Annotated in this window: 11 protein-coding genes and 4 tRNA genes; 13 read left to right on the top strand and 2 right to left on the bottom strand. The window is 56.0% G+C overall.

The features are described 5' to 3' along the window. Positions 1-6: 6 nt before the first annotated feature. The 3 genes from K5R88_RS11395 to K5R88_RS11385 all read left to right on the top strand — a co-directional run bounded on the left by K5R88_RS11395 (position 7) and on the right by K5R88_RS11385 (position 1,252). On the top strand, positions 7-735 hold the full coding sequence (locus K5R88_RS11395; RefSeq protein WP_226299969.1) for a peptidase C39 family protein: 729 nt from the start codon (positions 7-9) through the stop codon (positions 733-735). 96 nt (positions 736-831) lie between these two features. Continuing rightward, positions 832-1,038, top strand: coding sequence for a DUF6021 family protein (locus K5R88_RS11390; RefSeq protein ID WP_008033692.1), 207 nt, complete (start codon positions 832-834; stop codon positions 1,036-1,038). A 19-nt stretch (positions 1,039-1,057) separates the two neighbouring features. After that, positions 1,058-1,252 carry a hypothetical protein gene (locus tag K5R88_RS11385; RefSeq protein ID WP_207285961.1) on the top strand — a complete coding sequence of 65 codons (195 nt, stop codon included), beginning with the start codon at positions 1,058-1,060 and terminating at the stop codon, positions 1,250-1,252. Positions 1,253-2,188: 936 nt separating this feature from the next. Here K5R88_RS11385 and pbpG read toward each other — a convergent pair. Further along, complete coding sequence (pbpG, locus tag K5R88_RS11380) at positions 2,189-3,127, bottom strand: D-alanyl-D-alanine endopeptidase (protein WP_223451030.1); 939 nt, start codon at positions 3,125-3,127, stop codon at positions 2,189-2,191. 416 nt (positions 3,128-3,543) lie between these two features. Here pbpG and K5R88_RS11375 point away from each other — a divergent pair, with 416 nt between their 5' ends. Together K5R88_RS11375 and K5R88_RS11370 are read left to right on the top strand one after the other, a co-directional pair. After that, entirely contained in the window at positions 3,544-4,215 is a 672-nt protein-coding gene (locus tag K5R88_RS11375; RefSeq protein WP_226299968.1) for a hypothetical protein, read from the top strand. Continuing rightward, positions 4,107-4,877, top strand: coding sequence for an O-antigen ligase family protein (locus K5R88_RS11370; RefSeq protein WP_226299967.1), 771 nt, complete (start codon positions 4,107-4,109; stop codon positions 4,875-4,877). Before K5R88_RS11375 ends, K5R88_RS11370 begins: the two co-directional genes overlap by 109 nt. Before the next feature lie 119 nt (positions 4,878-4,996). On the opposite strand, the gene folD is transcribed toward K5R88_RS11370, so the two are convergent. Further along, positions 4,997-5,851: a bifunctional methylenetetrahydrofolate dehydrogenase/methenyltetrahydrofolate cyclohydrolase FolD gene (gene folD, locus K5R88_RS11365; RefSeq protein ID WP_008034109.1), complete on the bottom strand. Its 855-nt coding sequence runs from the start codon at positions 5,849-5,851 to the stop codon at positions 4,997-4,999. A 275-nt stretch (positions 5,852-6,126) separates the two neighbouring features. On the opposite strand from folD, the gene K5R88_RS11360 reads away from it, so the two are divergent. The 8 genes from K5R88_RS11360 to lon all read left to right on the top strand — a co-directional run bounded on the left by K5R88_RS11360 (position 6,127) and on the right by lon (position 13,000). Beyond that, positions 6,127-6,203, top strand: a tRNA-Arg gene (locus K5R88_RS11360). A 32-nt stretch (positions 6,204-6,235) separates the two neighbouring features. Beyond that, positions 6,236-6,311, top strand: a tRNA-His gene (locus K5R88_RS11355). A gap of 54 nt (positions 6,312-6,365) precedes the next feature. After that, positions 6,366-6,450 (top strand) — tRNA-Leu (locus tag K5R88_RS11350). A 77-nt stretch (positions 6,451-6,527) separates the two neighbouring features. Beyond that, positions 6,528-6,603: transfer RNA gene (locus K5R88_RS11345), tRNA-His, on the top strand. A gap of 402 nt (positions 6,604-7,005) precedes the next feature. Beyond that, positions 7,006-8,316: a trigger factor gene (gene tig, locus K5R88_RS11340; RefSeq protein WP_032832734.1), complete on the top strand. Its 1,311-nt coding sequence runs from the start codon at positions 7,006-7,008 to the stop codon at positions 8,314-8,316. Between the two features lie 93 nt (positions 8,317-8,409). Continuing rightward, entirely contained in the window at positions 8,410-9,045 is a 636-nt protein-coding gene (gene clpP / locus K5R88_RS11335; RefSeq protein ID WP_008034105.1) for an ATP-dependent Clp endopeptidase proteolytic subunit ClpP, read from the top strand. A 112-nt stretch (positions 9,046-9,157) separates the two neighbouring features. Then, positions 9,158-10,441, top strand: coding sequence for an ATP-dependent Clp protease ATP-binding subunit ClpX (gene clpX / locus K5R88_RS11330; RefSeq protein WP_007946893.1), 1,284 nt, complete (start codon positions 9,158-9,160; stop codon positions 10,439-10,441). Positions 10,442-10,603: 162 nt separating this feature from the next. Beyond that, positions 10,604-13,000: an endopeptidase La gene (lon, locus tag K5R88_RS11325; RefSeq protein WP_008034103.1), complete on the top strand. Its 2,397-nt coding sequence runs from the start codon at positions 10,604-10,606 to the stop codon at positions 12,998-13,000. Positions 13,001-13,108: the final 108 nt, after the last annotated feature.

The following is a 13,108-nucleotide window of genomic DNA, read 5'->3' as shown; positions in this document are numbered from 1 at the left end:
CGTCCTATGATCAACGGCCAAGCCGGGAGCACGGACACCTGGCGTCTGAACAAGAGAGTGATGATGGTGCGGGTATTTTCGCGAATTCGAACGGCAGCCCTGATTGTTGGCTGTGTTGCAGGTCTGGCTGGCTGCGCGGGCAGTGTGGCGCCGGAGGTCAAGCGTCTGCCGGAACGCGTGGAACTCAGCGGGACGTTCTACCGTGGGCAAAGCTTTCAAAGCGGGCCCCAGGTGCTGGCCAGTCTGTTGGCCCAGCAGGGCATCGTGATTACCCCGGGGTTGCTCGAAAAACCTTTGCACCTGCCGGGCGCCGAAGCGCAATTGCAGCAGAACATGCAGAACCTCGCCCGCGAGTACGGGATGGTCGTTTACCCACTCGACAGCCATTTGCCTGCGCTGCTGACCCAGGTTGCGGCGGGTTACCCGGTGATGGTGCGCTTCACTGAAGGCTCGGCGTTCTGGGCTGAACCGCGTTACGCCATTCTCGCCGGGTACAACCGTCAGAAGCGGACTGTGCTGCTGCGCTCGGGAATGAATCGTCGGGAGTTGATGAGCTTCAGCTCGTTTGAGTCGTCGTTCAAGGATGCGGGTGGTTGGGCGGTGCTGATCCAGAAACCGGAGCAGATTCCGGCCAACGTTGATCAGTCGCGTTGGTTGAAAGCGGCGAACGATCTGGCGCAGGCCGGCCAGGAGCAGGCCGCTGCCCGTGCGAAGAAGGCGCTGACTTCGCAGTAAGCTTCCCGTTCGTCATCTGCCCGGCACTGCCACTTGCGATTGGCCTCTAAAGGATAAGGGCCCGGTTGTTTCCGGGTCCGTTCCAAGGAGGCGCCCATGACACATCCCACTTCACCCTCCGGCCCGCACTCGTCCGAGCATTCTTCAGGCAATGAGTTGGGTTTCGATCCGGATTCACCGGACCTTGCCGACCCTCAGGTCGACCCCATCGGACCTGCCAGGGCGCCCAGGGACGTTAAACCGGGCGAGGCGGGCAAGGCTCCCGCCAAACCTTACGACCCGCTCGCGAATTTGAAACCCTGACGTTCAGTGTGAGGTGCGTATGTCTACTGATTCGAGTTTTGACGACAAGCGTCCGGACAGTGTTCCAACCACTGTGGAGGATGATATTGATCCTGTGATGGATCCGGACAGTCCGATGCGTGATCCGTTGGTCAGGCCGGTGGTGAGGCCAAGGGATCCGAGTGCGGGGGATGGTATTCCGGATGATGACCAGATGCCGTTGCCGAATGATTGAGGTTTTCGGTTTGGCGTTCGGTGGATTGGGGGTATATCCGTTATTGCGGTAACGGCGGCTATTGGTTTCGCCCTTACGGCGAGTCACTTGGAGAAGCGCCAAGTAACCAAGCGCTTTTGCCCCTTTCGTTCGGTGCCTCGCTAAGGCTCGGCATGCCCTCGCTCCGGTCCTGCTCCGTGGGCCCGCCGCCATCGGCCATCCATGGCCGGGGGCGGCTAACCCGGCATCCATGCCGGGTTGCCCACTGCGCAGAACCTCAACTCGGCCTCTCGAGGGGGCGACTACCGCCACAGCCGCCGAGGCGGCCTGAAAGCCGACCTGGCTCTTCAGTCGTGTGCACACTCCCGCATTGTGATGGCCGCACCAGTTTTGGATGTTTGCACATTCCCCTGTAGGAGCCGGCTTGCTGGCGATAGCGGTGGGTCAGTCGACGCATTTATTGACTGGACGGACGCTATCGCCAGCAAGCCGGCTCCTACAAGGGATTGGGTTCACACGATTCAAAATTGTAGGAGTCAGCTTGCTGGCGATGGACGCCAACGATAACGCGGGCTGTCTGAATGAACGCGTTGTTCAAACGCTTTTCGCCGGCAAGCCGGCTCCTACAGGAAATCGCATACGCTTTTGATTTCCACCACTCATCAGGCCGAGCGTTAGCTCGCCTTCCGCTTTTGATCTGAGCGCCCCCTCGAGAGGCCGAGCGCAGGTTCTGCGCAGTGGGCAACCCGGCATGGATGCCGGGTTAGCCGCCCCCGGCCATGGATGGCCGATGGCGGCGGGCCCACGGAGCAGGACCGGAGCGAGGGCATGCCGAGCCTAGGCGAGGCACCGAACGAAAGGGGCAAGAGCCCTTGGTTACTTGGGGCTTTTCCAAGTGACTCGCCGTAAGGGCGAAACCATCAGCCGCCGTTACCGATGAAACGGATATATCCCCAACTACTTCGAAGCCTCAACCACACCACTCTGACGGTGCTTGAGGTTCTTCTCCGATTTGTACTGCAAGGCCTCAGACGGAACATTGGCGCCCTTGCCGGTCTCGACCCAGTTGCGAATACGACTGGCATCGGCGAAGTGCGTGTACTTGCCGAACGCATCGAGAATCACCAGCGCCACCGGACGATTACCCATGCTGGTCACCAACACCAAGCAGTGACCCGCTTCGTTGGTGAAACCGGTTTTGGTCAACTTGATGTCCCAGTTCGGCTTGCCGACCAGATGGTCGGTGTTGCGAAAACCCAAGCTGTAATTGGGCTTGCGGAACGAGACGGTTTTTTCCTTGGTGGTGCTCAACTCGGTCAATAACGGGTACTTGTGCGCCGCGATCAGCAATTTGCTCAGGTCACGTGCGGTAGAGACGTTACGAGGGGAGAGGCCAGTCGGTTCGACGAAGTGGGTGCTGGTCATGCCCAACGCCTTGGCCTTGGCGTTCATCGCGGCAATGAATGCGACATAGCCGCCCGGATAGTGGTGGGCCAGGCTCGCGGCTGCGCGGTTTTCCGAGGACATTAGGGCGATCAGCAGCATTTCCCTGCGCGGCAATTCGCTTTTGAGTTTCACCCGGGAAAACACGCCTTTCATTTCTGGCGTATCGCTGATGTTGATATTGATGTACTCGTCCATGTTCTGCCTGGCTTCGACCACGACAAGACCCGTCATCAATTTGCTGACGGAGGCGATAGGGACAACCACATCGGGGTTGCTGGCATAGATGACTTTGTTGGTCTGCATATCCAGCAGCAAAGAGCTGCCGGAAGCCAGCTTGAGTTGTTTCGTATCTCGAGGTGCCGCGGTGGTTTCAGCAGCATTGACCGCTGGCGTGATGAACGTCCCTGTAAGTGCAAAAAATAGGCTCAGGATGGAAAGGGGGATTTTCACGCTGGCAGACTCATAAAGTGTGGATTAGCCGTTTTGTAACGGGTTGTTTCTTTAAAAACGACGCATTTTAGAAGTATGTGCCAGGAAAGCCATAGGTGCCCGCAAACAAAGGGCGGAAAGTGAAAGATATTTAATGCTGTACCCATTTTGTACCCCTCAGCCCCTCCCTGCGTGTGGAATCTGACCGGCCGTCGATAGATTAAGCCGCTGGGCGGATACAGCCGACCTGCCGCTCCATGCTGCCTACAATCCAGCCACGCTGCACGCTGATGTACCGGTCAACAATGAAACATTCGGTTTCAATGACCTGGCAAAAGTTGAGAGTGATCAGGCGGTTGGCGCAAAGGCTACTGCACTTGGGCGCTGGACCCATTTCCGTCTGGTTAACAGATCGTTGGTGTCCGGGATCCCCCTATATGCATAAAAAAAGTGTACTTCCGGTCGTAGCGGCGCTGGTCGCTTTTTTGTCGGTATCAACCATGCTTCGCCTTCCGGGTCTGCCAGTGGGGATTGCGGAGGTGATGGTTTTCATCGCAGCGTTTGCCCTGGTTCGGCGAAGTGGTTTTCTGCAGAAATTGAAGCATCCTCTCATGCTGTTTTGGGCGGCCTTCATTGTCACGGCGCTCATCGGCTACTTCACGGGCTCCGTGCGTGGTGAAGGATCGATACACACCGGAGTTGCTTATGTCTACGCGGCCTGTTTCACGCTGCTGGTGCTGACTTACGTCAGCGATTTGAGCGCGTTCGAGTTCCAGCGATTTATCAGGGCGATCGTTACCATCCCCATTCTGTTGCTATCCATTCCTTTATTGGTTTTTCTGATTGGCAGCGTTTCGATCTCCGATCTCTTGGAGATCAATACTCAGTATTACCCCTCTCGCGTGGCCGCATGGTCAATGAATCCTAACCAGCTCGCCCTGTTTTTACTCCCGGTGCCGATCTGGCTGGCGGCTATTTCTCAGCGTACTCATTGGCAAGGATGGCGATTTTTCAAGAAGTTTGCGTTTCTCTGGCTTTTTTCTTTTTGGGATTTTGCGTCAGAAGCGATGCGCTACTCCTTGCCTGGTGTATCGGAATCCCGTTGCTGACTTTGTTGTCCTGGTGCTGGCTGAAAAATATCAATTGGAGGTTTTTTGCGACAATGATCGCGGCGTTTGTGCTCGCGTTTGCTTTTTTCAAGTTTTTATTTGATGGGCCAGGCGTGCAAATTCTCGAGGCGCTCAGGATAGATGTATCGAAATTTGTGGGGGCGAGCGGTTCGGTCGGGGAGGGCTCTCGAGCGCCTTTCGCGTTTGGCAGGTCAGACTCCACGTTTGGTATCGGGCTGGATCCAAACAAGGGCGGCGTGCGTAAAACCTTGTGGATTCATGCGTTCGAAGTGTGGAAGTTGTCGCCGGTGTTTGGCCATGGACCTGGCGCATTTTCTTATCTGGATACACCGAGCAAACGATTCGAGGCGCATAACTTGTTGTTTGACTTGCTTACGCAAGTGGGTGTCGTAGGCGTTGTACTCTTTGGTGTCTTGTACCTTTGGTTGGTGATCGGCGCGATCAAGGCTCGTGATCCCTTTTCAATAACACTGCTCTTCGTTTTGATGGTTTTTTCTGGTGCGCATTTCATGCTTCGACAGCCGGTCTTCATGCTGTATATGGTGATTTGTGCCGTGGTCATAAAAAATCGGCTCTTCGATCAGATGAGTGACTCGACGGATAAAACCAAGGTGCTTGAATCGGAATCGCCGGGCCCTTGAGGATTTCGCCAGAGGCGTAAAACTCTGGGGGGATAGACGGATTGCCGTGCGCAGGATTGCAGGCAAAAAAACCCCGCCATTGGCGGGGTTCCTTTTTTCGATTAACACAAATCGAACACTCAGCTGTGCAGTGTTTCCGCTGCGTACAGCGTGTTTTCCAGCAGGCAGGCGCGGGTCATCGGGCCGACGCCGCCCGGTACTGGAGTGATCCAGCCAGCGCGGGGCAGGGCGGTTTCATAGATCACGTCGCCGACCAGTTTGCCGTCTTCCTGACGGTTGATGCCGACGTCGATCACGATCGCGCCTTCCTTGATCCATTCACCCTTGACCAGGCCCGGCTTGCCGGCGGCGACCACCACCAGATCGGCGCGACCGACGTGGCCAGCCAGATCCTTGGTGAAGCGGTGAGTGACGGTCACGGTGCAACCGGCCAGCAGCAATTCCATCGCCATCGGTCGCCCGACAATGTTGGAAGCACCGACGACCACTGCGTCCATCCCGTAAAGATCGGCCCCGGTGCTTTCCAGCAGGGTCATGATCCCTTTGGGCGTGCAAGGGCGCAGCAGTGGAATGCGCTGGGCCAGACGACCGACGTTATAAGGATGGAAGCCGTCGACGTCTTTGTCCGGACGAATGCGTTCCAGCAATTTGGACGCGTCCAGGTGTTCAGGCAGCGGAAGTTGAAGCAGAACGCCGTCGATTGCCGGGTCGTCGTTCAGGCGATCGATCAGGGCGGTCAGCGCTTCTTGAGTGGTTTCGGAAGGCAGGTCGTAGGCTTGGGAAATGAAGCCGACCTCTTCACAGTCTTTACGCTTGTGCGAGACATAAACCTGAGAGGCAGGATCGCTGCCGACCAGGATCACCGCGAGACCGGGAGTGCGCAGGCCTTGCTGGCGACGCTCGGTGACGCGTTTGGCGATCTGCTGGCGCAGGCTGGCGGCGATCGATTTGCCGTCGATTAGTTGTGCAGTCATTGCGCGTGATTAACCATCGAGAGGGGAAAAAAAGAGAACGCATTCTCGCATGTCATGAGGTGAGGGCAAAGGCGCTTGGTCTGCAAATTCCTCTAACCCCTTTAATTAAATGAATTTTTTTTAAAAAGGATTTGACGCCCTACGGGGGGCTCTATACTATTCGTCGCACTTGTCGGGCACAGCCTAGCACTGGTTAAGAAGGTCGAGCGGAATTACGATTCTGCAAGGCTGGAAAGCACTTAGTTTGTAGTCCTTCAAGGGTACAGATTAACAAGGCGCCCGTAGCTCAGCTGGATAGAGCATCCGCCTTCTAAGCGGATGGTCGCAGGTTCGAGTCCTGCCGGGTGCGCCATTAGGCAGCTTTGGCACAAGTAACGCGATATGGTGGGCGTAGCTCAGTTGGTAGAGCACGGGATTGTGACTCCCGTTGTCGTGGGTTCGATCCCCATCGTCCACCCCATATTTCGAAAGGCGCCAGATTAACAGTCTGGCGCCTTTGCTTTAACGGCTACATGCGGATGTGGTGGAATTGGTAGACACACTGGATTTAGGTTCCAGCGCCGCGAGGCGTAAGAGTTCGAGTCTCTTCATCCGCACCAAATAAAGCTTCATTCAGGCCGCTGGCCTGGCTGGAGCTCAACGAAGAAGTTGTTTGGCTTCTTTGTTACGCAATATGGTGGGCGTAGCTCAGTTGGTAGAGCACGGGATTGTGACTCCCGTTGTCGTGGGTTCGATCCCCATCGTCCACCCCATATTCCGAAAGGCGCCAGATTTAACAGTCTGGCGCCTTTTTTGTTTTAGTGGTTTGAGTGTTTCGCGACCGCAGGTTCTGGGTCGCAGGCGCAGGGCGTTTCGTCGTATTTTTGTTTCTCGATGATGCCGTGCTGCTCGCCGGTCTTGCTCGCGAGATCGGCTGTCAGGGGGATGCCTGGCAATCGCTTCTATATATAGAAGGGTTGGCGCAGAGCCCTGGCATGATTGGCTGTATTTGCCACCGGGGCGAGATGCATTCATGCATTCGCACCTATAAATTGCCTGCTGCGTTGTTACCCGTTTTCAGTAGGGTGACTTCTTGAGTTTGACCTACTAGAATGCATGCCCTTGATTCTGGGGTCGGAAACGGCCGGCCAACGTCTGTGCAACGAGGAATATCCATGCAAGTTTCTGTTGAAAATACTTCTGCTCTTGAGCGCCGCATGAGCATCACCGTGCCGGCTGAGCGCATCGAGACTCAGGTCAACAAGCGTCTGCAGCAGACCGCCCAAAAGGCCAAGATCGCTGGTTTCCGTCCAGGCAAAGTGCCGATGAGCGAAATCAAGCGCCGTTTTGGTGCTGATGCACGTCAGGAAGCTGTCGGCGACGTCATCCAGTCCTCTTTCTACGAAGCCGTAGTTGAGCAAAAGCTGAACCCGGCTGGCGCTCCTTCGATCGAGCCGAAATCCCTGGAAGCTGGCAAAGACCTGGAATACGTCGCGATTTTCGAAGTGTTCCCTGAGTTCACCGTTGCCGGTTTCGAAGGCATCACCGTTGAGCGCCTGAGCGCTGACGTGGCTGACGCCGATCTGGACAAAATGCTGGACGTGCTGCGCAAGCAGAACACCCGTTTCGAAGTGGCCGATCGCGCCGCTCAGAACGACGACCAACTGAACATCGATTTCGTCGGCAAGGTTGACGGTGAAGTGTTCGCTGGCGGTTCCGCCAAAGGCACTCAGCTGGTTCTGGGTTCCGGCCGCATGATCCCGGGTTTCGAAGACGGTCTGGTTGGCGCTAAAGCCGGCGAAGAGCGCGTTCTGAACCTGACCTTCCCAGCTGACTATCAGAACCTGGACCTGGCGGGCAAAACCGCTGAGTTCACCGTGACTGTGAACACTGTTTCCGAGCCAAAACTGCCTGAGCTGAACGAAGAGTTCTTCGCTCAATTCGGCATCAAGGAAACCGGTCTGGAAGGCTTCCGCGCCGAAGTTCGCAAGAACATGGAGCGTGAGCTGCGTCAGGCAATCAAATCCAAGGTCAAGAATCAGGTAATGGACGGTCTGCTGGCCACCAACCCGATCGAAGTGCCAAAGGCTCTGCTGTCCAACGAAGTTGACCGTCTGCGCGTGCAGGCTGTTCAGCAGTTCGGCGGCAACATCAAGCCTGATCAACTGCCGGCCGAGCTGTTCGAAGAGCAAGCCAAGCGTCGCGTTGTTCTGGGTCTGATCGTGGCTGAAGTGGTCAAGCAATTCGACCTCAAGCCTGACGAAGCCCGCGTTCGCGAAATGATCCAGGAAATGGCTTCGGCCTATCAAGAGCCTGAGCAGGTTGTGTCCTGGTACTACAAGAACGAGCAGCAACTGAACGAAGTCCGTTCGGTTGTGCTGGAAGAGCAAGTTGTGGATACTGTTCTGCAGAAAGCTAGCGTGACCGACAAATCGGTCTCTTACGAAGAAGCGGTCAAGCCGGTAGAAGCTCCACAAGCCGACTGATCTTTTCTGCGGTAAGAAGCACACACCATAAGCCAGCCTTCGTGCTGGCTTATGCGTATTCAAGACATAACTATTTGGGAGTGACTGCAGAGCATGTTCCGTAATTCGTATATTCAGCAGAACTCTGATATCCAGGCCGCAGGCGGCCTGGTCCCGATGGTTGTCGAGCAGTCTGCTCGTGGCGAGCGCGCCTACGACATTTACTCGCGTCTTCTCAAGGAGCGGGTGATCTTTCTGGTGGGTCCGGTAGAGGACTACATGGCCAACCTGATTTGTGCGCAGCTGCTGTTCCTTGAAGCGGAAAACCCGGACAAGGACATCCATCTCTATATCAACTCCCCGGGCGGTTCGGTGACGGCGGGCATGTCGATCTACGACACCATGCAGTTCATCAAGCCTAACGTGTCGACCACCTGTATCGGTCAGGCCTGCAGCATGGGCGCATTCCTGCTGACCGCCGGTGCTCCTGGCAAGCGTTACTGCCTGCCGAACTCACGCGTGATGATTCACCAGCCACTGGGCGGTTTCCAGGGGCAGGCTTCGGATATCGAAATCCATGCCAAGGAAATCCTCTTCATTCGTGAGCGTCTCAACACGCTGATGGCCAAGCACAGCGGGCGCACGCTTGAAGAGATCGAGCGCGATACCAACCGCGACAATTTCATGAGTGCAGAAGCCGCGCGTGAATACGGGTTGATCGATGAAGTGATCACCCAGCGCCCCGCTTAATATAAGCAGCTCAAAATAAGGCGGGTCGGCTGGTCCGATCACCAGCGGGCTTGAAAAAGCCCGCAATAGCCTTCATCTTGTGTTGCAAGCCTATCGGATTTGGATCGAACGAATGACTGACACCCGCAACGGCGAGGACAACGGCAAGCTGCTCTATTGCTCCTTCTGTGGCAAAAGCCAGCATGAAGTGCGCAAATTGATTGCCGGCCCCTCGGTCTTTATCTGCGACGAGTGCGTCGACCTGTGCAATGACATCATCCGAGAGGAGGTGCAGGAAGCCCAGGCGGAAAGCAGCGCGCATAAATTGCCTTCGCCTAAAGAAATCAGCGGCATCCTTGATCAGTACGTGATTGGTCAGGAGCGTGCAAAAAAGGTTCTGGCTGTAGCGGTGTACAACCACTACAAACGCCTGAACCAGCGTGACAAAAAGAATGACGACGTCGAACTCGGCAAGAGCAACATCTTGCTGATCGGCCCGACAGGCTCGGGTAAAACCCTGCTTGCCGAAACACTGGCCCGCTTGTTGAACGTTCCGTTCACCATCGCCGACGCAACCACCCTCACCGAGGCGGGTTATGTGGGTGAAGATGTCGAGAACATCATTCAGAAGCTGCTGCAGAAGTGCGATTACGACGTAGAAAAAGCCCAGATGGGCATTGTCTACATCGATGAGATCGACAAGATCTCGCGCAAGTCTGACAACCCGTCGATCACCCGGGACGTTTCCGGTGAAGGCGTGCAGCAGGCCCTGCTCAAGCTGATCGAAGGTACGGTCGCTTCCGTTCCGCCTCAAGGTGGTCGCAAGCATCCGCAGCAGGAATTCCTTCAGGTTGACACCCGTAACATCCTGTTCATCTGCGGCGGCGCATTCTCTGGTCTGGAAAAGGTTATTCAAAACCGTTCCACCAAGGGCGGCATCGGTTTCAACGCAGAAGTGCGCAGCAAGGAAGAAGGCAAGAAAGTCGGTGAATCCCTGCGTGAAGTCGAGCCTGACGATCTGGTCAAGTTCGGTCTGATCCCGGAATTCGTCGGTCGTCTGCCGGTTCTTGCCACGCTGGACGAGCTTGATGAGGCTGCATTGATGCAGATCCTTACCGAGCCGAAAAATGCTCTGACCAAACAGTATGCCAAGCTGTTCGAGATGGAAGGCGTGGACCTGGAATTCCGGGCCGACGCACTCAAATCGGTCGCCAAACGTGCCCTGGAACGCAAGACCGGTGCCCGTGGACTGCGCTCGATTCTCGAAGGTGTATTGCTCGACACTATGTATGAGATCCCCTCGCAGTCCGAGGTGAGTAAAGTAGTGATCGATGAAAGCGTTATAGAAGGCAAGTCCAAGCCACTGTATATCTACGAAAACAGTGAGCCGGCTGCCAAGGCTGCGCCAGACGCTTAAGCGTCACGCAGCTGGAATAAAGAAGGGGCCTTCGGGCCCCTTTTCTTTTAAAGCATTTTTAACGTCCTCTTTGCGCTTGTTTTTTTTCAAGGCAGCCCCCATCTTGGTTTCAAGCTTACTTCCATCTGTTTACGGCCTTATGGCCGCCGTAGAGGCGAAATCATGAAGACAACCATCGAATTGCCTCTCCTGCCATTGCGTGATGTTGTGGTTTATCCGCACATGGTTATCCCGCTGTTCGTGGGGCGCGAGAAATCCATCGAAGCCCTCGAGGCAGCGATGACGGGCGACAAGCAGATCCTTCTGCTGGCCCAGAGAAACCCTGCTGACGACGATCCCGGTGAAGAAGCACTTTATCGCGTAGGTACGATCGCTACCGTTCTGCAGTTGCTCAAGTTGCCTGACGGCACGGTCAAGGTTCTGGTCGAAGGTGAGCAGCGCGGCGCCGTGGAGCGCTTCAGCGAAGTGGACGGCCACTGCCGTGCCGAAGTCTCCTTGATCGATGAAGTCGATGCGCCTGAGCGCGAGTCGGAAGTGTTTGTCCGCAGCTTGCTGGCTCAGTTCGAACAATATGTGCAGCTGGGCAAGAAAGTCCCCGCTGAAGTCCTGTCGTCGCTCAACAGCATCGACGAGCCAGGCCGCCTGGTCGATACCATGGCCGCGCACATGGCCCTGAAGATCGAGCAGAAGCAGGAAATTCTCGAAATCATCGATTTGTCGGCCCGGGTCGAGCACGTCCTGGCGTTGCTGGATGCCGAGATCGATCTGCTGCAAGTCGAAAAACGCATTCGCGGTCGCGTCAAAAAACAAATGGAGCGCAGCCAGCGCGAGTACTACCTGAATGAGCAGATGAAGGCCATTCAGAAAGAACTCGGCGACAGCGATGAAGGCCACAACGAAATCGAAGAGCTGAAAAAGCGCATCGATGCCGCCGGCCTGCCGAAAGACGCCTTGGCCAAGGCCCAGGCCGAACTGAACAAGCTGAAGCAAATGTCGCCAATGTCCGCGGAAGCGACCGTGGTGCGTTCGTACATCGACTGGCTGGTTCAGGTGCCGTGGAAGGCTCAGAGCAAAGTGCGTCTGGACCTGGCGCGTGCAGAAGACATCCTCGACGCCGACCACTACGGTCTGGAAGAAGTCAAAGAACGCATCCTCGAATACCTCGCCGTGCAAAAACGCGTGAAGAAGATTCGTGGCCCGGTGTTGTGCCTTGTCGGTCCTCCTGGTGTGGGTAAAACCTCGCTGGCGGAGTCGATTGCTCACGCCACCAACCGTAAATTCGTGCGCATGGCCCTCGGCGGTGTACGCGATGAAGCGGAAATTCGTGGTCATCGCCGGACTTATATCGGTTCGATGCCAGGTAGATTGATTCAAAAGATGACAAAAGTGGGCGTCCGCAACCCGCTGTTCCTGCTCGATGAAATCGACAAAATGGGCAGCGACATGCGTGGCGATCCAGCATCGGCGTTGCTGGAAGTGCTCGATCCGGAGCAGAACCACAACTTCAACGATCACTATCTGGAAGTCGATTACGACCTGTCCGATGTGATGTTCCTGTGCACCTCGAACTCGATGAATATTCCGCCGGCGCTGCTCGACCGGATGGAAGTGATTCGTCTGCCGGGTTACACCGAAGACGAGAAAATCAACATCGCCGTCAAGTACCTTTCGCCGAAGCAGATTACTGCCAACGGTTTGAAGAAAGGCGAGCTGGAATTCGACGCCGAAGCGATCCGCGACATCATCCGCTACTACACCCGCGAAGCCGGTGTACGTGGGCTGGAGCGCCAGATTGCCAAGGTTTGCCGCAAGGCGGTCAAAGAGCATGCACTGGAAAAACGCTTCTCGGTGAAGGTCACTGCCGACATGCTGGAGCACTTCCTGGGCGTGCGTAAATTCCGCTACGGCCTGGCTGAATCGCAGGATCAGATCGGTCAGGTGACCGGCCTGGCATGGACTCAGGTGGGCGGCGAATTGCTGACCATCGAAGCCGCTGTCGTACCGGGCAAAGGCCAGTTGATCAAGACCGGTTCGCTGGGTGACGTGATGGTCGAATCGATCACCGCTGCCTTGACCGTTGTCCGCAGCCGCGCGAAGAGCCTGGGCATTCCCCTGGACTTCCACGAGAAGCGTGACACGCACATCCATATGCCGGAAGGGGCGACCCCGAAGGACGGCCCTAGCGCCGGTGTAGGCATGTGCACGGCCCTGGTGTCGGCGTTGACCGGGATCCCGGTGCGCGCTGACGTGGCCATGACGGGTGAAATCACCTTGCGCGGTCAAGTGCTGGCGATTGGCGGTCTGAAAGAAAAACTGCTTGCTGCCCACCGTGGCGGGATCAAGACGGTGATCATTCCTGAAGAGAACGTACGCGATCTGAAGGAAATTCCTGACAATATCAAGCAAGATCTGCAGATTAAACCGGTTAAATGGATTGACGAGGTCCTGCAAATTGCGCTGCAATACGCGCCGGAGCCCTTGCCCGATGTAGCTCCGGAGATAGTTGCAAAGGATGAAAAACGCGAGTCTGACTCTAAGGAAAGAATTAGCACGCATTAGTACGCATTTGCCTGGAGGGCTTGTTGACAGCTTTTTAGAGCCCTTGTTATAAAGCGGCTCTTAAGTGTCTGTAGGCCATTCAGCACTCGTTTTTGCTTTCACCAAAAA

Origin of the sequence: Pseudomonas sp. MM213 (genome assembly GCF_020423045.1) — a bacterium.
In the GTDB taxonomy this organism is placed as follows: Bacteria; Pseudomonadota; Gammaproteobacteria; order Pseudomonadales; family Pseudomonadaceae; genus Aquipseudomonas; species Aquipseudomonas migulae.
This window is presented reverse-complemented; position numbering and strand designations above follow the sequence as displayed.

Bases quoted from the DNA above. Each gene is read 5' to 3' on its own strand.
- tig (WP_032832734.1), top strand. From the start codon at position 7,006: ATGCAAGTTTCTGTTGAAAATACTTCTGCTCTTGAGCGCCGCATGAGC.
- K5R88_RS11390 (WP_008033692.1), top strand. From the start codon at position 832: ATGACACATCCCACTTCACCCTCCGGCCCGCACTCGTCCGAGCATTCT.
- K5R88_RS11375 (WP_226299968.1), top strand. From the start codon at position 3,544: ATGCATAAAAAAAGTGTACTTCCGGTCGTAGCGGCGCTGGTCGCTTTT.
- K5R88_RS11385 (WP_207285961.1), top strand. From the start codon at position 1,058: ATGTCTACTGATTCGAGTTTTGACGACAAGCGTCCGGACAGTGTTCCA.
- K5R88_RS11370 (WP_226299967.1), top strand. From the start codon at position 4,107: ATGGCGATTTTTCAAGAAGTTTGCGTTTCTCTGGCTTTTTTCTTTTTG.
- clpX (WP_007946893.1), top strand. From the start codon at position 9,158: ATGACTGACACCCGCAACGGCGAGGACAACGGCAAGCTGCTCTATTGC.
- folD (WP_008034109.1), bottom strand. From the start codon at position 5,851: ATGACTGCACAACTAATCGACGGCAAATCGATCGCCGCCAGCCTGCGC.
- lon (WP_008034103.1), top strand. From the start codon at position 10,604: ATGAAGACAACCATCGAATTGCCTCTCCTGCCATTGCGTGATGTTGTG.
- clpP (WP_008034105.1), top strand. From the start codon at position 8,410: ATGTTCCGTAATTCGTATATTCAGCAGAACTCTGATATCCAGGCCGCA.
- K5R88_RS11395 (WP_226299969.1), top strand. From the start codon at position 7: ATGATCAACGGCCAAGCCGGGAGCACGGACACCTGGCGTCTGAACAAG.